This is a genomic window from Pseudomonas sp. USHLN015 (assembly GCF_037153275.1).
Taxonomy (GTDB): Bacteria; Pseudomonadota; Gammaproteobacteria; order Pseudomonadales; family Pseudomonadaceae; genus Metapseudomonas; species Metapseudomonas tohonis.
In genome coordinates, this window is record NZ_JBBCKP010000003.1 from 403,362 (window position 1) to 422,094 (window position 18,733).

Genomic DNA, 18,733 nt, shown 5'->3' on the forward strand with positions numbered 1-18,733 from the left:
AGGAGGATGTATGAGTTCACTGGAAGCCGGCTTCGAAGTCGGCGCGGTGCTGGAGCAGGACCTGCAATCCGACTACGCCGAGGACGCCGCGGAGAACGCAGCGGCCTTCGCCCTGATCGAGGACGACCCCGATCCGCAGGTGGTCAACGGTGAGCCGGAGGGTGCCTCGATCCGCTTCGTCAAGACCGGCGAGACCACCCGTGGCCGCTACCTGATGGCCAAGGTGGAGATCCCCCCGGGCTCGGGCCCGCCGCTGCACGTGCACACCCGCACGGACGAGTGGTTCTACGCCCCCGACGGCGGCGTGGTGATGCTCATGGGCACGCGCACCTACACCGACATGGACAACCCGCCGGACGTCTCCGGGCGCGACACCATCCGCATGATCCCCATGAAGAAGGGCGCCATGGTCTTCGGCCGGCGCAACCACATCCACGGCTTCCTCAACATCTCCGACAAGACCGTGATGATGTGGCTGGTGTGGACCCCCGACACCCCCGAAGTGACCTTGAAGGACTACTTCGAATCCATCGCCCGGCCGATCCTCCCGGGCGTCCGAGGCGCGCGCAACAACCCGATCGTGCAGCTCAAGGCGGTCAGCGAGGCGCGCGACTACGGAATGATGTTCAGCACCGATTTCTGGCAATACGCCGAGAAGGTGGAGGAGGGCGAGGCGCCCTTCGGCAAGAACCTGGACGGCCTGATCAGGCTGTTCGAATCCGCCAAGCAGGCGTGAAGACGCGACAACCCAACAAGGAACGAGGTGACACATGAGTATTCTGGCGAACAAGACCGCGATCGTGACCGGGGCCAGCTCCGGCATCGGCTTCGAGGCCGCGAAGCTCTTCGCGAAGGAGGGCGCCAAGGTGGTGGCCGTGGCACGCCGGGGCGAGGCCCTGGAGCGGCTGGTGGACGAGATCACCGCCGCCGGCGGCGTGGCCGTGGCCCTGGCCGGCGACGTCAAGGACGAGCGCTGCGTGCGTGAAGCCGTGGCCCTGGCGGTGAGCCGCTTCGGCGGCCTCGACATCGCCTTCAACAACGCCGGCTCCATGGGCGCGCTGGGTGCGGTGACCGATATCAGCGTCGAGGGCTGGCACGACACGATCGACACCAACCTGACCAGCGCCTTCCTCTGCGCGCGCCACCAGATCCCCGAGCTGCTCAAGCGCCCCGGCGGCTCGCTGATCTTCACCTCCTCCTTCGTCGGCCACAGCGTCGGCTTCCCCGGCATGGCCGCCTATGCGGCGAGCAAGGCCGGCCTGGTCGGGCTGACCCGCACCCTGGCGGCCGAATACGGCGCCCAGGGCCTGCGCGTCAACGTGCTGCTGCCGGGCGGCACCGACACCGAGATGGGCCGCGCCGCCGCCTCCACCGCGGAGCAGAAGGCCTTCGTCGAGAGCATCCACGCGCTCAAGCGCATGGCGCGCCCGGAGGAGATCGCCCAGTCGGCGCTGTACCTGGCCTCCGATGCCTCAAGCTTCGTCACCGGTACGACCCTGTTCGTGGAAGGCGGCGTGACCATCACCCGCACGTGAATCGGCGGGGGCCTCGCGCCCCCGCTCCAGGAAGCCGACCCGTTCAGGAACGAACATGAAGAACCGCAACCCTTTCCCGTCGCTCGATCCGCTCGTTGAAGGCGCAGCCGGCTTCGGCGCCTCCGGCCGACGCGATTTCCTCTCCCGCCTGCTGGCCCTGGGGGCTGGCGCCGGTGCCGCGAGCCTGGGCCTGCTGCCCGCCGCCACGCTGGCCGGCGAGCCGGGTGGCCGCCCGTCCCACCGCCAGGACTACGACTACGTGATCGTCGGTGCCGGCTCCTCCGGTTGCCTGCTGGCCGACCGCCTGTCCGCCACCGGCGCCTCGGTGCTGCTGATCGAGGCCGGGAGCCACCGCATCGACCAGCCGAAGATCCGCGAAGTGGCGCTGTGGCTGCAGAACATCGGCAGCGACACCGACTGGGCCCGGCAGAGCACGCCGCAGGCGCAGCTCGACAGCCGCCAGCAGGCGCTGGCCGCCGGCAAGGTGGTGGGTGGCTCCGGCAGCATCAACGCGATGATCTGGCTGCGCGGCGACCCCCGCGACCTGGCCCAGTGGCAGCGCCACGTCGGCGGCCCCTGGAGCGTCGAGGCGCTGCACCGCGCCTACGACGACATGGCGCGCCCGGTCGGCAGCCCCGGCCAGGGCCCCTCGCGCATCCGCGTCGGCCGCTACGCCGACCCGCACCCGCTCACCGCCGCCTACCTCGGCGCCAGTGCCGATACCGGCCTGCGCACCATCGAGCTGAACGCCGGCCGCCCGCTCAACGGCGCCGGGGTCACCGAGGTCAACGCCACCGCCGACGGCTACCGCGTCGGTCCGGCCCAGGCCTTCCTGGTGCCGGCCCTGGCGCGGCGCAACCTCAGCGTGCTGTCCGACGCGCTGATCACCAACCTGATCATCCAGGGCAACCGCTGCCAGGGTGTGCGCGTGCTGGTGGACAACGCCCTGGTGCAGATCCGTGCCAGCCGCGAGACCATCCTCTGCGCCGGCACCTGCGAGTCGCCCAAGCTGCTGATGCTCTCCGGCATCGGCCCGCTGGACGAGCTGCGCGCCCAGGGCATCCCGGTGCGCCAGCACCTGCCGGCGGTGGGGCGCAACCTGCAGGACCACCTGCTGCTGAGCCTGCAGTACCGCTCCCGGGTGTTCGTGCCGCCGCAGCTGTCCAACGGCGTGTCGACCATGTCGTACTACAGCAATGGCCCGGCGCACCTCGCCCCGGACGTTCAGGTGGCCGGCATGCAGTACCCCTTCGGCCCGCTGCAGGCGCCGGCCGGCGGCTCCTACACCCTGATCCCCTTCCTCGCCAAGCCGCGCAGCCGTGGCTGCGCGCGCCTGGCCGGCACGGACCCGCGCCAGAGCATGCTGCTGGACCCGGGCTACCTCGGCGAGCGCATCGACCGCGACAACATGGTCTTCGCCCTCGAGCGCGGCCTGGCCCTGGGCGCGAGCCGGGCGCTGGCCGGGTTCAACGGCGGCCTCTACCCGGCGGACCCACTGCGCACCTACGCCGAGAAGCTCGCCTTCATCGCCCGCAACGCCGGCCCCGGCCTGCACTACACCGGCACCTGCTCCGCCGGCCGCGACCCGGCCAGCAGCGTGGTGGATTCGCGCTTCAGGGTCTGGGGCGTGGACGGGCTGCGGGTGGTGGACGCCTCGGTGATCCCCGAGATGCCGGCGGTGAACATCCACGCCTCGGTGCTCAGCGTCGCCCAGCTCGCCGCGCGGGTGCTGGTGGAGGAGCGCCGCTCGCACCATCACCCCGCAATGGCCTGAGCCGCTGCCCGCGCCTGACCGGCGCGGGCCTTTTCCCAACGAATCCGAGGCACCGCCATGAAGACCCTGCTGGCCGAGAAGGCCGAGTTGATCGACCAGAGCGTCGACGCCATGAAGACCCACCTGGTGGCGACGGAGCGGCCATTGCGCGAGAAGGTCGCGCTGACCTGCCGCATCCTCTTCACCCACGGGCATGATTCCGGCCTCGCCGGGCAGATCACCGCGCGCACCGAGACCCCGGGCCGCTACCTGACCCAGCGCCTGGGGCTGGGCTTCGACGAGATCACCCCGGCCAACCTGCTGGAGGTGGACGAGGACCTGGTGGTGATGGCCGGCGACGGCATGGCCAACCCGGCCAATCGCTTCCATTCCTGGATCTACCGCGCGCGAGCCGACGTCAACTGCATCGTCCACACCCACCCCATGCACGCCAGCGCGCTGTCGCTGCTGGAACGCCCGCTGAAGGTGGCGCACATGGACAGCTGCATGCTCTACGACGAAGTGTCCTTCCTCGCGCGCTGGCCGGGCGTGCCGGTGGGCAACGAGGAGGGCGAGCTGATCGCCTCGGTGCTGGAGCACCGGCGTGCCGCGCTGCTCGCCCACCATGGCCTGGTGATCGCCGCGCGCAGCGTCGAGGAAGCCTGCGTGCTCGCCGTGCAGGTGGAGCGCACGGCGCGCATGCAGCTGCTGGCCGAGGCGGCGGGGGAGATCCGCGACATCGACCCGGCGCTGGCCCGCGAGGCCCACGACTGGATCCTCCAGCCCACGCGCAGCCGCGCCACCTTCGACTATTTCGCCCGCCGCGCCCTGCGCGAGCTGCCGTTCTGACCCATCACCCTTTCCTGCGAGGTATCGCCATGCAGCACTCCCTGCTTTCCAAGAACGCCCTGGTCACCGGCGCCTCCCGTGGCATCGGCAAGGCCACGGCCCTGGCCCTCGGCGCCGCCGGCGCCTATGTGCTGGTGCACTGCAACCGTGGCCTCGACGAGGCCCACGGCGTGGTCACCGAGATCCGCGACCGGGGTGGCCGCGCCGACGTGCTGGTGGCCGACCTCGCCAGCGCCGAAGGGCCGCGCATCCTCGCCGCCGAAGTGGGCGAGCGCGTGCGTCGCCTGGATGTGCTGGTGGCCAGCGCCGGCATCGCCCAGACGGCGAAGCTGGAGGACACGCGCATCGAGGACTTCGATCGCCTGTTCGCGGTCAACGTGCGTGCGCCGTTCTTCCTGGTCCAGCAACTGCTGCCGTTGCTGGGCGAGGGCAGCAGCCTGGTGATGATCTCGTCCCTGGGCGCGCGTTCGGCGGTCGGCGATATCCCCGCCTACGCCGCCACCAAGGGCGCGCTGGACACCCTGGTGCTGCACTTCGCCCAGGCGCTCGGCGGGCGTGGCATCCGCGTCAACGGCCTGGCCCCGGGGGTGGTGGACACCGAGATGTCCAGCTTCGTGCGCAGCGACGAGGGGCGCGACTTCGTGCTCGGCATCCAGGCGCTGCAGCGCGTGGCGCAGCCGGAGGACATCGCCGATGCGGCGCTGTTCCTGGCCTCCGACGCCTCGCGCTGGATCACCGGGGACATCCTCAGCGTCGACGGCGGCACCAAGCTGTAACCACGGGCCGCCAGGGGTAGACACCATGAACATGAAGACCGAACTGCCTGCCGGCGCGCCTGCGGCCCACGCCGGTGCGTCGAGGAACCTCGAACTCGACCGGCTGCGTGCCATCGCCGTGCTGCTGACCTTCTACGTCCACCTGTACCAGGTGTTCTACCCCTGGACCTTCACCATGCATTACCCCAAGCCCGAGTCGGTGCTCGACCTGTTCGGCAACGCCTGGGCGGGGGTCGATCTGTTCTTCGTGATCTCCGGCTACATCATTTCGCGCACCCTGCTGGAGCAACTGGACGGGTTGCGCAGCGGCGTGCAGCGGGCGGCCTGCATCAAGGCCTTCTACGTGCGCCGGGTGTTTCGCATCCTGCCGGTGGCCTGGGTGGTGGTGGCGCTGGTGATGGCCTGCAGCCTGTTCCTCAACCAGGGGCAGTACTTCGCCTCGCCGGTGTACAACGCCCAGGCGGCGCTGGGCATCTTCACCTACACCTTCAACTTCTGGCTGCCGGACAACAAGATCGCCGAAGGCGTGCCGCTGGCGCCCTACTGGAGCCTGTCGGTGGAGGAGCAGTTCTACCTGTTCTACCCACTGTTCCTGCTGGTGCTCAAGAGCACCCGGGCGCGGGTGATGGCACTGGTGGGCGGGCTGCTGCTGGTGAGCCTGGTGCTGCGGCCTTTCAGCCTCTCCGACCCGATGAAGGTGTTCTTCTTCACCCAGACCCGCTGCGACGGCTTGCTCTATGGCTGCCTGCTGTACCTGGCCACCACCCAGAGCTGGTTCGAGGCGATCCGCGTGCGCGCCGGCCAGTACCGCTACGCCGGGGCTTGGGTGGTGGTGCTGCTGGCGCTGGTGCTGGGCAGCGTCACCGCCATCGGTTTCGGCAACACGCTGGCGATCCCGGTGGTCTGCGCCTTGTCGCTGGTGCTGGTGTTCATGGCGGCCTGCGAGGGCAACCTGATCGTCTTCCCCCAGCCGCTGCAGTGGGCGCTGGACTACCTCGGCAAGCGCTCCTACACGCTGTACCTGGTGCACATCCCGATGTTCTACCTGACCCTGGAGCTGATGTTCCGCTACACCCGCAGCGAGGGCATCGCCATCACCGATGCGCTGTGGCCGCAGTACACGGTGCTGATGCTGGTGCTGGTGTTCGGCGCCACCGAACTGATCCACCGCACGGTGGAGAAGCCGATGATCGCCTTCGGCAAGCGCATCGCCGGGCGCGCGCGCGTGCCAGCCGAGGCCGCCCCGCAAGCCCTGGCGCCCACGCCGGCCCCTTAGGTGCCGGTGCGGCGTCGGGTTGGGTAGCGTGGATGACGCTTCCTCCATCCACCGTGCGGGGGCGGGTTTCGATGCAACGCTTCGGGCATGACGGCGTGCCCTGTTCGACCCCGCCTGGTGGAGGTGAAGAGCGACCTCCACCCTACACAGCGGTCACCTCCACGCGGGGCTCGGAGGACCTTTGTGGGGGCGACTTCAGTCGCCCAGCGGCGTGCAGCGCCGCCGTTCTTGTGGGAGCGAGTTCATTCGCGATCAAGCTTCACCTGAACATCCAGTTCCCCCGCCTTCCACATCCTGTACCGCTCCGGCATGCACACGGCGCAGGGCCGGTAGCCGGCGGCGAGCGCCGTGGCCTCGTCGAGGAAGAACACCCGCTGCGCCTGGTAGCCGCCACGGGCGAGGGCCTGCAGGGCGCTGCGGCAGTCGAGGCGGCCGTAGAGCTTGTTGCGGCGGTGGCCGCCGAGGGTGCCGGGGCGGTCGCTGGGGCAGGGGCGGCCGTCGGCGCCGAGCAGGGTCCAGGTCTTCGCCGGCATGGCTCAGCGCCCGGCCGGGAAGCCCAGCTCCAGGCTCAGGCGCTGGCCGCTGCGCACACGGCTGGTGCCGTGCTTGAGGCCGGCGCCGTAGCGTTGGCCGAGGCTGTTGCGCACCGGGCGGCGACCGTCGCTGAACAGCACGGCATCGCCCTGGCGCAGGGGCAGCACGGTGGCGCGCGATTGCATGCGCGGGCGCTGCTCGGTGACGACGAATTCGCCGCCGGTGAAGTCGCTCCGGGGGCAGGCCAGGAGAATGGCCAGGCGCAGGGGCAGGGCAGCGGTGCCGTCGCCTTGTCGCAACGCCAGGTACTCGCCCGTGCCGAGATGGCAGAGCCGTGCATCGATGGCGCCGGCCGGCCCGGTCGGGTAGCGCCCGGGCTCGTCCAGTTCCTCGCTCCAGCGATTGGCCAGTCGGGCCAGCGTGGAGTAGAGCCCGTCGCCGAGTTCGCCGAGTTCGCCGGGCAGGGCCCCGGCCGTGGCGAGCCACTCGCCGCAGCCGGGTTCGAGGGGGGCGAGGCGGGTGCCCATGCCCTTCGCCTGCTGGCGCCACTGCTGCACCGTGCCCGCATCCAGCAGGCCGGGCAGCAGGGCGTAGCCGTCTTCATCCAGGCAGCGGATCAGCGACGGCCAGTCCAGGCTCATGGCTGCGCCACGGCCTGCTTGGCACGGGGCGGCACGCTGGGGGCGGCTGCCGGCTTGGCTTCGCGTTGCAACAGCTCGCGCTTGCGCTCGATGCCCCAGCGGTAGCCGGAGAGGTCGCCGTTGCGTCGCACCACGCGGTGGCAGGGGATGGCCACGGCGATGTGGTTGGCACCGCAGGCCTGGGCCACCGCGCGTACCGCCTTGGGCGCACCGATGCGTTCGGCGATGTCGGTGTAGCTGACGGTGGTGCCTGGCGGGATGTCCCGCAGGGCCTGCCACACCCGCTCCTGGAAGGCGGTGCCGCGGACGTCCAGGGGCAGGTTGAGGCCGAGCGAAGGCGCTTCGATGAAGCCGACGACCTGGGCCACCAGGCGCTCGAAGTCCGCGTCGCCGCCGACCAGCTGGGCCTTGGGGAACTGGTCCTGCAGGTCGCGTACCAAGGCGTCGGGGTCGTCGCCCAGGAGGATGGCGCAGACCCCGCGCTGGCTCTGCGCAACGAGGATGGCGCCCAGCGAGCACTGGGCCACGGCGAAGTGGATCGAGGCGCCGGCGCCGCCATCGCGGTATTCGCTGGCGCGCATGCCGAGCAACTGGTCGGAGGTTTCGTAGAAGCGGCTGTTGGAGTTGAAGCCGGCGCCGTAGATGGCGTCGGTCACCGAGGTGCCGACATCGCTGAGCTCGCGGCGCAGGCGGCGGGCGCGGTAGGCCGAGACGTAGGCCTTCGGGGTCAGCCCGGTCTCGGTCTTGAACACCCGGTGGAAGTGCGAGGGGCTCATGCCCGAGCGCGCCGCCAACTGGTTGAGGTTGAGCGGCGAGTCGGCTGCCTCGATGGTGCGGCAGGCCTCGGCGATCAGCGCGGCGCGGCGGGCGGCAGTGCTGGTGCGGTCTCCCGCCAGGCTGCGGCTGGCACGATAGCCGGCGGCTTCGGCGGCGGCCGGGGTGTCGAAGAACTCGACGTTCTTGCGGTTGGGCAGACGGGTCGAGGAGCTGGGGCGGCAGTAGACGCCGGTGGTCTTCACCGCGTAGACGAACTGGTCGTCGGCGGCGCTGTCGCGGGCCCTGACGGCTGCCCAGCGTTGATCGTCCGTGATGTAGAGAGCGGTTTCTTGCAGGTTCCTGCTCATGGTGGTTATCCAGAAAGACCGTTGACTATTGCAGGTTAAAACCGAACCCGAACGCAAGAACTCCGGTTCTTGCGTTCGAATTCTCCGTGGCGCCGCCTGGGCGTTCCGATGCGGGCGCGGGGGCACCGGGATCAGGAAGGATGGACGCCTTCCGCCTCCCGTGCCGGGCGTTGCGTCAGAACAGCGCGGCGGTTCGCGGCTCGGCCACGACGGGGCGCAGGGCCTTCTCGTGCTCCAGCAGCCAGCGCTTGCGCTCCAGGCCCCAGGCGTAGCCGCGCAGCTCGCCGTTGGCGGCGATCACGCGGTGGCAGGGGATGACGATGGCGATGGGGTTGGCGGCGTTGGCCACGCCTATGTCGATGGCGGCACGTGGGTCCTCCAGGCCCAGGTCGCGGGCCAGTTGGCCATAGCTGCGGGTGGCGCCGGCGGGAATCTGCCGCAGCGCCGCCCAGACCTGGAGTTGGAAGGGCGTGCCGTTGGGCTCCACGACCAATTCGTCGAGCGCATCGCAATCGCCTTCGAAATAGCGGCGCAGGGCGGTGGCTATCGCCTTGGGCGCCGGGATCTCGGGGAGGTCCTTGGCGCTCGGGCGATCCTTCAAGGAGCGCGTGAGCTGGCGCTTGTAGTCGCCGAAGCCCAGGGCGCGGATGCGTTGCTGTTCGTCGGTCACCAGCAGCAGTTCGCGCAGGGGCGAACTCAGGCGGCTCATCATCAATGTCATGGCAATCTCCTTATCGCAGTCGAGTGACGTTGTGGGGACGGAGCAGGAAGATTTCCCCGCTGTCCAGGTGCAGCTCGGTTCGGCCCGAATCATCCGTGTGCCAGCGGGCCTGCCTGGCATCCACCAGTGCCTGGAAGGCACTGATCACCCGCAGGCGCGCGGCCGGGTCGTCCTCGCTCGGGCCGGTGGCTGCCGTGCCGGGCTCGAGGAGGGCGGCAGGGCCGATGTCCTGTAGGCGAATGGGCATGTTCAGCCCGCCTGCCGGGAGGCGGGGAGGAGGGGGGCGTTCATCCGCTGCCCTCAACTGGCGTCATGGAAGATCAGCCCCAGGGTGCGGCGCTCGCCGCTCCTGATCAGGCTGACGCCGTGGCGCATCGCCGCGCGGCGGAAGCCGCCGCGCTTGCCGGGCACCGGGCGCAGGTCCACCGGGAAGAGCACGGCATCGCCCTTGCCCAGGGGCACGACCTCCGCCCGCTGCTGGCCGGCGATGTTCTCGGTGAGGACGAACTCGCCGCCGCTGAAGTCTTGCTCGGGTGCCGACAGCAGGATCGCCAGCTGCAGCGGGAAGACGTGCTCGCCATAGAGGTCCTGGTGCAGGCGGTTGTAGCAGCCCGGCCCGTACTGCAGCAGCAGGGGCGTGGGGCGGCGCTGGCCGGCCCGGTGGCAGCGGGCGAGGAAGGCGTCGAGGCGCTCGGGGTAGCGTGCGTCGAGGCCCAGGTGCTGGTTCCAGCGATTGGCGATGGCCGCCAGCGGCGGGTAGAGGCGGTGGCGCAGGCGCCCGAGCAGCGCGGGCAACGGGTAGGCGAAGTACTTGTACTCGCCGCGGCCGAAGCCCTGGCGCTCCATGACGATGCGCGAGCGGAATCCTGTGTCCTGGCTGTAGAGCGAGGCGAGTCGGGCGCAGGCGGCATCGTCCAGCAGGTGCGGTATCAGGGCGCTGCCATTGGCGTCCAGCTCGGCCTCGAGGGCCGGCCAGTCGAGCTGTCCGATGCGCTCCAGCGTTGGATCGGGCACGGCCCGTTCGAGGGTGGCGGGCGGGTTCATGGCGTGGAGAAGTCCCCGGCGCTGAAGGACAGGCCCACGCGCGCCAGGCGCGAGACGGGGGCGATCGGGTGGATTTCGGAGAACAGGCAGGTTTCCGCTTCTTCCTGCTGGTTGCACACCTGCTCGATGCGCTCGAGAAAGCGCGAGAGGTGCGGTGATGGCTCGCTGTCCGGGCGCAGCAGGTAGGTGGTCAGCACCGAGTCGGGCACGGACAGGGCGCGGGTGACGATCTCGCTGCCGGGCAGGTAGCTCTGCTCGGTGCCGCAGATCAGGGCGACGCCGTAGCCGGCCGAGACCAGGGCCTGCATGGTCTCGCGGGAGATGTACTGCTCGACGATGTTCAGCGAGGCTTCTTCGGCTTCGCTCAGGTTGGCCTTGAGCATGCGGCTGATCTGCTGGTGCTGGCCCTCGTGCACCTCGGGGTGGCTGAGGATCAGCGGGTGGCGCGCCAGTTCCTTGAGCGGGATCTTGCGATGCGACAGCAGCGGGTGGCGGGCGGGCAGGGCGGCGACCAGCGGATCGCTCCAGATCGGCCGGATGCAGAGGCCGTCGACGGCGTTGTCGGTTCGCGCGAAGCCGACGTCGTAGCTGTGGTCGAGCATGCCCTTGACCTGCTGGGCGTGGCTCACTTCGAACAGGCGAATCTCCGTCTCCGGCTCTTCCTGCCGGCAGCGCGCCAGCAGGTCGGCGAGCTTCTGCGGGGCGATGCCGTCGGAGACCGCGACCCGCAGCGTGCCGCGAAAGCCCATGGCGACGCCGCGCATGTCCATCCGCGCCTGCTCCAGGGCGGCGAAGATGCGCTTGGTGTTCTCCAGGAAGACGGTGCCCGCCCAGGTCAGCTGCACGCCCCGCGGGTTGCGCTCGAAGAGCAGGGTGTTGAGGTCCGACTCGAGTTCCTTGATGGCCCGGGACAGGGGCGATTGCTCGATGTGCAGGCGCGCGGCGGCGCGGGTGAAATTCAGCTCCTCGGCCACCGCGAGGAAATAGCGAAGATGACGTAGTTCCATATGTGACTCTCTCCTGTCTGTCATCGACCCTGGTTCCGGGCCGTGCCCGGGTTGCTGCGTTCCTCCAGCCCTTACTGCGTAGTGGTCCTGGTGCGCGAGTGGCCCGGGGAGCGCCGATTCGATGGCGCAAACGCCCTGGCCAGACGCGTTGCGGGGCTCAATATCGGCGTGAAGAGAGCGTCCCGCACTCCGTTTCTTGCGGTCGAATCTGCAGGATGGAAGAGGGCGACGGACGGCTGTGGCGCACAGCGGTGCGCGAGGGGGACGAGCGGCGGGGAGGCCGGCATCGCGGGGATGCCGGCCGGTGGATCAGTGGAGCTTGAGGCGGGGGTCGGTGCTGCGGCCGATGCGGTCGCTGAGCATCAGCAGCAGGGTGCGGAAACTGCCGTAGAGCGCCATCTGGTGCATGCGGTAGAGCGAGATGTAGAACATGCGCGCCAGCCATCCTTCGAGCTTGACGCTGCCCATCAGGTTGCCCATGAGGTTGCCGACGGCGCTGAAGCTGGAGAGCGAGATCAGCGAGCCGTAGTCCTTGTAGCGGTACTCGGGCAGCTCCTGCTGGCCGGCGATGCGCAGCTTCAGTGACTTCACCAGCAGGGAGGCCTGCTGGTGGGCGGCCTGGGCACGGGGCGGGACGTTGCGGTCGCTGCCGTCGCCCAGGGGGCAGGCGGCGCAGTCGCCGAAGGCGAAGATGTTCTCGTCGCGGGTGGTCTGCAGGCTGGGCTTGACCACGAGCTGGTTGATGCGGTTGCTCTCCAGGCCGTCGAGCTCCTTGAGGAACGCGGGCGCGCGGATGCCGGCGGCCCAGACCTTGAGGCTGGCGGGGATCTCCTCGCCCTGGGCGGTGCGCAGGCCTTCGGCGGTGACTTCGCTGACCGCGGCGCCGGTCATCACGGTGACGCCCAGTCGCTCCAGGGTCTTGTGCACCGGCGCGCTGATGCGCTCGGGCAGCGCCGGCAGCACGCGCGGGCCGGCCTCGATCAGGGTGATGCGCATGTTCTCCGGCTGGATGCTGTCCAGGCCGTAGGCGGCCAGCTCGCGGGCGGCGTGGTGCAGCTCGGCGGCCAGCTCGACGCCCGTGGCGCCGGCGCCGACGATGGCGACGCTGATCTGGTCGCTGTTGCCTTCACGGGCGTGGGCGCGCAGGTAGTGGCTGAGCAATTGGCGGTGGAAGCGCTCGGCCTGCTCGCGGGTGTCGAGGAAGATGCAGTGACGCGACGCGCCTTCGGTGCCGAAGTCGTTGGTGGTGCTGCCGACGGCGATCACCAGGGTGTCGTAGGCCACTTCACGGGCGGGTACCAGTTCGCGGCCGTCCTCGTCGAGGGTGGCGGCCAGCTGGATGGCCTTGCGCTCACGGTCCAGCCCGCTCATGCGGCCGAGCTGGAACTCGAAGTGGTTCCACTTGCCCTGGGCGACGTAGTTCAGCTCGTTCTCCGTGGAGTTCAAGGAGCCGGCGGCCACTTCGTGCAGCAGGGGTTTCCAGATGTGCGTCAGGTTGGCGTCGGCCAGGATGACCTTGGCCTGGCCTTTTCTGCCCAGGGTTCTACCCAGACGGGTGGCGAGCTCCAGGCCGCCGGCGCCGCCGCCGACGATCACGATACGATGGGACATGGGGATATCTCACAAGGCTATAGGAATTCTTATGTGTCGCGCCGGGCGAGCGCAGGAGGCGGCTCATAGCACCAGTCGCGCGAGTAGGCGGCTCAGCAGGCCCAGGCCGATCACCATCACCAGCAGGATCGCCAGCAGGCGCCAGGGCTTGAACGGCTCGCGTTCCACCTGGTGCTGGGGGAGATTCAGGTACTGGTCGACCTTCTGCTGGTCTTCGGGTGTCAGGCGGCTGGTCATGGGAAGCCTCGACGGGGGAATGGGCTCATTCTAGCTGCGTGTTTCGACAGGGCTCAATCGACGGCGCGAATAATTCGACTGCTGCGTCACAGGCCGATCCCGGCATCGAATATCACTGTTCGACCCAGGTTGGCGCGCAGAAATTCCGGGGCATCCGGATGGGCGAAGAGCACGCGGGCATAAGTGGAGCCGACGATGGAGAGCGAGCGCCAGCCCTGGCGGAGGAATTCCGTGGGCGGCGGGAAGGGGCTGTTGAAATCGGGCACCGAGCGCTTGAGGTTGACGAAGGCGACCAGGTCCAGCTCGCCCGGGTCGAGGCCGCGCTCGGTGTAGTTGTGGGCCTTCTTGCGCAGCGTCGGGGCGAGTCGGCCCTGCAGCTCGGCGGTGGCGATGCGCTTGGGCCGGGCTTCGCGGCGCACCAGTTGGGCGAGGGAGAAGGCGCTGCGCCGGCGCTCCAGCTCGGCACGCCATTCATCGTTCAGCCGACGGCCCTCGTCGAGGACGAAGAACACCTCGAAGGCGGCGTCGCGGAACAGCACGTCCGGCGGCTCGCTGCCGGTGCCGAAGTCCTCCAGCCGATGGGGCACGTTGAGGGCCTGCAGCAGGCGCTGGCAGACCCAGCGCTCGCGTTCCCACTTGCGGGCGTTGGAGAGGAAGTCGTTGGCCTGTTCCGCCTGGCGGGTCAGCAGGCGCAGGTAGTCGGATTCGTCCATGAGCGGAGCTTAGCCTCGCCGCGCCTCGCTGTGGTAGCCCGACGCGGCATACGGGCACGGGCCGTGCGGCGGGCCTTGGTATAGACTCGGGAGCCTGTTCTGGAGCCTGCCATGCAACCGCGCACCGTCACCCCCGCCGACCATTCCCGATTGCTGGCCCTCTGGAGCCGGACGCCGGGTATCCGCCTGCGTCCGGAGGACGAGTACGCGCCGTTCTGTGGCTATCTCGCGCGAAACCCGGGGTTGAGCCTGCTGGTGGAGGCCGGCGACGAGGTGGTCGCCTGCCTGATGGCGGGGCACGATGGCCGCCGCGGCTACCTGCAGCACCTGGTGGTCGAGGAGGCCTTTCGCGGGCGCGGGTTGGCGCGGCGGATGCTCGAGGAGGTGCTGGCGCGGCTGGCCGAGCAGGGCATCGGCAAGTCCCATGTCTTCGTCTTGCGCGATGCGCCGCAGGCGCTGGCCTTCTGGCAGGCGCAGGAAGGCTGGGGCGAGCGTGGGGATATCCAGGTTTTTTCCACAAGGGGAGCGAGTGAATGAGAGCGGTTTTCGTGGTGGTGCTGATGGCGTGGATGGGGCTTGCCCAGGCGCAGGAAGAGGGTTCACGGCTCGCGCCCTGGACGCTGCTGGACCAGTACGACCAGCCTTACACCCTCGACGACGGGCTGCGGCTGTTGCTGGTGGCCCGCGACATGGACGGCGCGAAGCTGGTCAAGGCGGCGTTGGAGGGGCAGCCCAAGGGCTACCTGGAGGCACGCAAGGCGGTGTTCCTCGCCGATGTGAGCCGCATGCCGGCGGTGATCGCCAAGCTCTTCGCGGTGCCGGCGATGCGTGACTACAACTACCGGGTGATGCTGGACCGTGAGTCCCGCGTGGCGCCCCGTTATCCGGCCGAGGCGGGCAGCGTGCTGCTGTTGCGCCTGGAAGATGGCGTAGTGCGTGAAAACCTGACCTTCACCGATGCCGCGGCGCTGCGTGCCGTTCTCGAGTCCTCCGCAGAGTGATCGCGTCCCAGCTGCTCTCCACCACCAGCCTGGGCCTGGGCTGGGCGATCTACCTGCCGGCCATCGCCTGGGCGGTCTGGCGGGCTCCGTGGGTCGAGCTGTTCAGCGATACGCGGCGGCAGCACCTGCTGTTCGGCACGGTGCTGGCGTTGTTCCTGCTGTGGATGGTGCGGCGGGATTTCGATTCGGGCGTGTCCTACCACTTCATCGGCATGACGGCGGTTACGCTGCTGCTGGACTGGCCGCTGGCGGTGCTGGGCGGCGTTGTGGCGCAGCTCGCCTTGCTGGCGCTGGGGCGCCAGGACTTCGCCGCGCTCGGCATCAACGGTGCGCTGCTGGTGCTGCTGCCGGTGCTGGTGACCGAGTGCTGCGCCATCTGGGTGGAGCGCTTCCAGCCGCGCAACCTGTTCGTCTACATCTTCTGCTGCGGCTTCTTCCCCGCCGCACTGGCGGCGCTGCTGTGCACGCTGGTGGGGTTGGGCGTGCTCTGGCTGGATGGCATCTTCCCGATGCCGCCTTGGCTGGAGGACTTCGTCGGCTACCTCTGGCTTGTGATGTTCCCCGAGGCCTTCATCAACGGCACGGCGGTGACGGCGCTGGTGGTGTTCTATCCGGACTGGCTGGAGACCTTCAACCGCTCGCGCTACCTGCAGGCGCCCTGGAAGGACGACGAGCCGAAGTGATGGCCGGGAATTCACCAGGGGCATGACGCCTGGCGGCTTGATCCCGATCAATTATCCACAGCCCTCCGCACGCCGATCATGGCGCCTTCACAGACGAGGAGCGGGAGATGGCCATGCACAAATGGGCGCGCGAGATGCTGGATCGGGAGCTGGCGGTGGCCGGCGCGGCGGGGATGGACGAGGCGTTGGCGCTGCGAGCGCTGCTCAGCGAAGTGGTGGAGCGCAGCAAGGCGGTGCGGCCGATCGAGGACCTGGCCCAGGAGCTGTGTTTCCTGGCCGACAACCTCGATGACGACCGCGACTACGCCTTCATGCGCCCGTGAGGCTCAGTGACCGCGCTCGGGCAGGTCGCTGGAGAAGAGATCGTCTTCCTGGATGTCGCCGGGGATCGCATGTTCCTCGGCGGCCCAGGCGCCCAGGTCGATCAGCTTGCAGCGCTCGGAGCAGAAGGGGCGGCTGGGGCTCTGCGGGCCCCACTCGACGGGGGCGCCACAGGTGGGGCATTCGACGGTCATGGGTTGGCTCATGCTTGGCCTCCGCGCAGGGTCAGGTAGAAGGCGTGCAGGCGTTCGACTTCGCGCTGCAGCCATTTCAGGTCACGGTCGTTGACTAGGACGTCATCCGCCGCTTCCAGGCGTTTTTCGCGGCTGGCCTGGGCCTTGAGGATGGCGCCGACCTGTTCTTCGGACACCTGGTCCCGGGCCATGGTGCGCTGGATCTGCACCGCTTCCGGTGCGTCGACCACCAGCACGCGCTGGGTCATGCGGTGCTGGCCGGACTCGATCAGCAACGGCGAGACGAGGATGGCGTAGGGCGACTGGGCGCTGGCGAGGTCGCGGACGATCTCCTCGCCTATCAGTGGGTGCAACAGGTTTTCCAGCCAGCGGCGTTCTTCCGGGTGTTCGAAGATGCGCTGGCGCATCGCTGCGCGATCGAGCTGGCCATCGGCCTGGAGAACGTCGCTACCGAAGTGCTCGGCGATCTGCGTGAGGGCGGGGCGGCCCGGCTCGACCACCCAACGCGCCGCATGGTCGGCGTCCACCAAATGCACGCCGAGGTTGCCGAAATGGGAGGCGACAGCACTCTTGCCGCTGCCGATGCCGCCCGTAAGGCCAAGGATCCAGGGTTTGTTCATCAGAAACCGGCGAAGTGGAGATAGGTCCCGGTTATTTGATCACCCCAGAGCAATGCAATCCAGCCGGCAATGGCCAGGTAGGGGCCGAAGGGGATGGGCGTGCTGCTGTCCGCGTCGCGCAGCTTGAGGATGATGATCCCCAGGATCGCCCCCACCAGGGACGACAGCAGGATGGTCAGCGGCAGCACCTGCCAGCCACCCCAGGCGCCGATCATCGCCAGCAGCTTGAAGTCGCCGTAGCCCATGCCTTCCTTGCCGGTCACCAGCTTGAACACCCAGTACACCGACCACAGGCTGAGATAGCCGCCCACCGCACCCCAGAGCGCATCGCTGGGCGTGGCGAACATGCCCTGGTTGTTGAGGATCAGCCCGAGCCATAGCAGCGGCAGCACCAGGGAGTCCGGCAGCAACTGGTGGTCGACGTCGATCATGCTCATCGCCAGCAGGCCCCAGGTCAGCACCAGGAAAGCCCCGGCCTGCCAGGTGAAGCCGAAATGCCAGGCGACATAGGCCGACAACAGGCCGCACGCCAGCTCTACTAGCGGGTAGCGTTTCTTGATCGGCGCCTTGCACGAGGAGCACTTGCCACCCAGGGCCAGCCAGCTGACCACCGGGATGTTCTCCCAGGCCTGGATCTCATGCTGGCAATGCGGGCAGCGCGAGTTCGGCAGGATCAGGTTGAAGGTCTCGCCCTGGGGCTCCGCCGGAAGCTCCAACGCCTCCCGTGCTTGCGCCTTCCAGTCACGGAACATCATCACCGGCAGGCGGTAGATGACGACGTTGAGGAAACTGCCGACGAGAAGGCCGAGGAGGAAGATGCAGAAAACAAAGGCCGGCAAGTTGCCGGCCAGGAAGTCGATGACGGTCACTTATCCCACTACCGAGCCGAGCTGGAAGATAGGCAGGTACATCGCGATGATCAGGCCGCCGACCAGTACGCCGAGAACGGCCATGATCATGGGCTCCATCAGGGTGGTCAGGTTATCGACGGCATTGTCGACTTCTTCTTCATAGAACGAAGCGACCTTGTCCAACATGCTGTCGAGCGCGCCTGACTCTTCACCAATGGCTGTCATCTGGATCGCCATAGAAGGGAATACGCCCGTGGTGCGCATGGAGAAGTTCAACTGCATGCCGGTGGAAACGTCCTGTTTGATCTTGCCGACTGCATTCTTGAATACGACGTTACCGGTGGCGCCGGATACGGAGTCGAGCGCATCCACCAAAGGAACACCTGCCGCGAAAGTCGTTGAAAGCGTGCGTGCATAGCGTGCGACTGATGACTTGTAGACGATGTCGCCGACAATTGGCATCTTGAGGACACCTCTATCTACGGCATCACGGAACTTCTGTGAGCGTTTGTAGAACTGGCCAATGCCGAATATGGTCCCGAACGTCGCAATCAGTATGACGAACCACCAAGTCTGAAGGGCTTCAGAGAGGTTCACCACCATTTGGGTGAAGGCCGGCAGTTCTGCGCCAAAGCCTTTGAAAACGTCCTTGAACTGCGGCACTACCTTGATCAGCAAGATGGCTGAAACGATGACCGCAACGACCAAGACCGCGATCGGGTAGGTCATGGCTTTCTTGATCTTGGCTTTTAGCTGTTCGGTCTTTTCTTTATAGGTCGCGACTCGATCCAGAAGTGTTTCCAGTGCACCGGATTGCTCACCGGAATCCACCAGGTTGCAATAAAGCTCATCGAAATACATCGGTTTCTTTCGCAGGGAGTTGGCGAAGCTGTTACCCGCAGCGACTTCTTGCTTCACCTCGTCCACCAGCTTGCGCATGTTCGGGTTTTCGAAGCCTTCACCGATGATGTCGAAGCTTTGCAGGAGCGGAACGCCGGCCTTCATCATCGTGGCCATCTGCCGGGTGAACAGGGCGATATCCAACGGCTTGATCTTCTTGCCAGCGCTGAAAAGGGATGCCGCCTTTTTTCGTACTTTGAGCGGGTTGATACCCTGCTTGCGGAGCTGTGCTTTCACCAGCGCCGGGTTTATGCCGCTGATTTCACCAGTGACCTTGGTACCTTTCTTGTCGGTGCCTTCCCATTTGAAGACACTCGATTTTTGTGCTTTTTCCGCCATGGA

General features: G+C 68.0%; 24 protein-coding genes. 10 read left to right on the forward strand and 14 right to left on the reverse strand.

The genetic code is table 11. From position 1 onward, the window contains the following. The first annotated feature begins 10 nt into the window (after positions 1 to 10). From WFQ67_RS08050 to WFQ67_RS08075, 6 genes are read left to right on the forward strand one after another with little or no spacing between them, the layout of a single operon-like run. Positions 11 to 736 (forward strand): cupin domain-containing protein, encoded by a 726-nt coding sequence (locus WFQ67_RS08050; protein WP_111259770.1) that lies wholly within the window; start codon positions 11 to 13, stop codon positions 734 to 736. A 34-nt stretch (positions 737 to 770) separates the two neighbouring features. After that, positions 771 to 1,535 (forward strand): SDR family oxidoreductase, encoded by a 765-nt coding sequence (locus WFQ67_RS08055; protein WP_173173342.1) that lies wholly within the window; start codon positions 771 to 773, stop codon positions 1,533 to 1,535. Positions 1,536 to 1,590: 55 nt separating this feature from the next. Further along, a complete protein-coding gene (locus tag WFQ67_RS08060; RefSeq protein ID WP_213628492.1) occupies positions 1,591 to 3,309 on the forward strand; it encodes a GMC family oxidoreductase in 1,719 nt (572 codons plus the stop codon). Positions 3,310 to 3,366: 57 nt separating this feature from the next. Next, a complete protein-coding gene (locus WFQ67_RS08065; RefSeq protein ID WP_173173338.1) occupies positions 3,367 to 4,137 on the forward strand; it encodes an aldolase in 771 nt (256 codons plus the stop codon). A gap of 29 nt (positions 4,138 to 4,166) precedes the next feature. Beyond that, positions 4,167 to 4,913, forward strand: a complete 747-nt coding sequence (locus tag WFQ67_RS08070; protein ID WP_213628493.1) for an SDR family NAD(P)-dependent oxidoreductase — start codon at positions 4,167 to 4,169, stop codon at positions 4,911 to 4,913. Between the two features lie 25 nt (positions 4,914 to 4,938). Then, on the forward strand, positions 4,939 to 6,189 hold the full coding sequence (locus tag WFQ67_RS08075) for an acyltransferase family protein (RefSeq protein ID WP_213628494.1): 1,251 nt from the start codon (positions 4,939 to 4,941) through the stop codon (positions 6,187 to 6,189). 242 nt (positions 6,190 to 6,431) lie between these two features. Here the strand turns inward: WFQ67_RS08075 and WFQ67_RS08080 are convergent, their stop codons facing one another. The 10 genes from WFQ67_RS08080 to WFQ67_RS08125 form a co-directional block, all read right to left on the reverse strand. Next, positions 6,432 to 6,722, reverse strand: coding sequence for an Ada metal-binding domain-containing protein (locus WFQ67_RS08080; protein WP_213628495.1), 291 nt, complete (start codon positions 6,720 to 6,722; stop codon positions 6,432 to 6,434). A gap of 3 nt (positions 6,723 to 6,725) precedes the next feature. Next, positions 6,726 to 7,364 carry a 2OG-Fe(II) oxygenase gene (locus tag WFQ67_RS08085; protein WP_337056560.1) on the reverse strand — a complete coding sequence of 213 codons (639 nt, stop codon included), beginning with the start codon at positions 7,362 to 7,364 and terminating at the stop codon, positions 6,726 to 6,728. Beyond that, positions 7,361 to 8,488, reverse strand: a complete 1,128-nt coding sequence (ada, locus tag WFQ67_RS08090; RefSeq protein WP_111259778.1) for a bifunctional DNA-binding transcriptional regulator/O6-methylguanine-DNA methyltransferase Ada — start codon at positions 8,486 to 8,488, stop codon at positions 7,361 to 7,363. The genes WFQ67_RS08085 and ada overlap by 4 nt, the downstream gene beginning before the upstream one ends. Before the next feature lie 175 nt (positions 8,489 to 8,663). Further along, on the reverse strand, positions 8,664 to 9,209 hold the full coding sequence (locus tag WFQ67_RS08095) for a methylated-DNA--[protein]-cysteine S-methyltransferase (RefSeq protein WP_173173328.1): 546 nt from the start codon (positions 9,207 to 9,209) through the stop codon (positions 8,664 to 8,666). Positions 9,210 to 9,219: 10 nt separating this feature from the next. Further along, positions 9,220 to 9,456, reverse strand: coding sequence for a hypothetical protein (locus tag WFQ67_RS08100; protein ID WP_337056561.1), 237 nt, complete (start codon positions 9,454 to 9,456; stop codon positions 9,220 to 9,222). 53 nt (positions 9,457 to 9,509) lie between these two features. Next, entirely contained in the window at positions 9,510 to 10,253 is a 744-nt protein-coding gene (locus WFQ67_RS08105) for a 2OG-Fe(II) oxygenase (RefSeq protein WP_337056562.1), read from the reverse strand. Next, positions 10,250 to 11,260 (reverse strand): LysR family transcriptional regulator, encoded by a 1,011-nt coding sequence (locus WFQ67_RS08110; protein WP_337056563.1) that lies wholly within the window; start codon positions 11,258 to 11,260, stop codon positions 10,250 to 10,252. The genes WFQ67_RS08105 and WFQ67_RS08110 overlap by 4 nt, the downstream gene beginning before the upstream one ends. A 309-nt stretch (positions 11,261 to 11,569) precedes the next feature. Next, complete coding sequence (locus WFQ67_RS08115; RefSeq protein WP_173173321.1) at positions 11,570 to 12,871, reverse strand: NAD(P)/FAD-dependent oxidoreductase; 1,302 nt, start codon at positions 12,869 to 12,871, stop codon at positions 11,570 to 11,572. 63 nt (positions 12,872 to 12,934) lie between these two features. Next, a complete protein-coding gene (locus WFQ67_RS08120) occupies positions 12,935 to 13,108 on the reverse strand; it encodes a DUF3094 domain-containing protein (RefSeq protein ID WP_173173318.1) in 174 nt (57 codons plus the stop codon). 86 nt (positions 13,109 to 13,194) lie between these two features. Further along, positions 13,195 to 13,821, reverse strand: coding sequence for a DUF1780 domain-containing protein (locus WFQ67_RS08125; protein WP_173173316.1), 627 nt, complete (start codon positions 13,819 to 13,821; stop codon positions 13,195 to 13,197). A 111-nt stretch (positions 13,822 to 13,932) separates the two neighbouring features. On the opposite strand from WFQ67_RS08125, the gene WFQ67_RS08130 reads away from it, so the two are divergent. From WFQ67_RS08130 to WFQ67_RS08145, 4 genes are all read left to right on the forward strand, one after another. Continuing rightward, complete coding sequence (locus tag WFQ67_RS08130; RefSeq protein WP_337056564.1) at positions 13,933 to 14,358, forward strand: GNAT family N-acetyltransferase; 426 nt, start codon at positions 13,933 to 13,935, stop codon at positions 14,356 to 14,358. After that, positions 14,355 to 14,822, forward strand: coding sequence for an FAD/FMN-containing dehydrogenase (locus tag WFQ67_RS08135; RefSeq protein ID WP_337056565.1), 468 nt, complete (start codon positions 14,355 to 14,357; stop codon positions 14,820 to 14,822). Before WFQ67_RS08130 ends, WFQ67_RS08135 begins: the two co-directional genes overlap by 4 nt. Next, a complete protein-coding gene (locus WFQ67_RS08140) occupies positions 14,819 to 15,505 on the forward strand; it encodes an energy-coupling factor ABC transporter permease (RefSeq protein ID WP_337056566.1) in 687 nt (228 codons plus the stop codon). The genes WFQ67_RS08135 and WFQ67_RS08140 overlap by 4 nt, the downstream gene beginning before the upstream one ends. A gap of 107 nt (positions 15,506 to 15,612) precedes the next feature. Beyond that, on the forward strand, positions 15,613 to 15,828 hold the full coding sequence (locus WFQ67_RS08145) for a hypothetical protein (protein WP_213628504.1): 216 nt from the start codon (positions 15,613 to 15,615) through the stop codon (positions 15,826 to 15,828). 3 nt (positions 15,829 to 15,831) lie between these two features. On the opposite strand, the gene yacG is transcribed toward WFQ67_RS08145, so the two are convergent. From yacG to WFQ67_RS08165, 4 genes are read right to left on the reverse strand one after another with little or no spacing between them, the layout of a single operon-like run. Then, a complete protein-coding gene (gene yacG, locus WFQ67_RS08150) occupies positions 15,832 to 16,032 on the reverse strand; it encodes a DNA gyrase inhibitor YacG (RefSeq protein ID WP_111263622.1) in 201 nt (66 codons plus the stop codon). Further along, a complete protein-coding gene (gene coaE, locus WFQ67_RS08155) occupies positions 16,029 to 16,640 on the reverse strand; it encodes a dephospho-CoA kinase (protein WP_337056567.1) in 612 nt (203 codons plus the stop codon). The genes yacG and coaE overlap by 4 nt, the downstream gene beginning before the upstream one ends. Continuing rightward, a complete protein-coding gene (locus tag WFQ67_RS08160) occupies positions 16,640 to 17,509 on the reverse strand; it encodes a prepilin peptidase (RefSeq protein ID WP_173173305.1) in 870 nt (289 codons plus the stop codon). The genes coaE and WFQ67_RS08160 overlap by 1 nt, the downstream gene beginning before the upstream one ends. Next, the gene (locus WFQ67_RS08165) at positions 17,510 to 18,730 is read right to left on the reverse strand and encodes a type II secretion system F family protein (protein ID WP_184488625.1); all 1,221 of its coding nucleotides are present in this window, start codon (positions 18,728 to 18,730) and stop codon (positions 17,510 to 17,512) included. Positions 18,731 to 18,733: the final 3 nt, after the last annotated feature.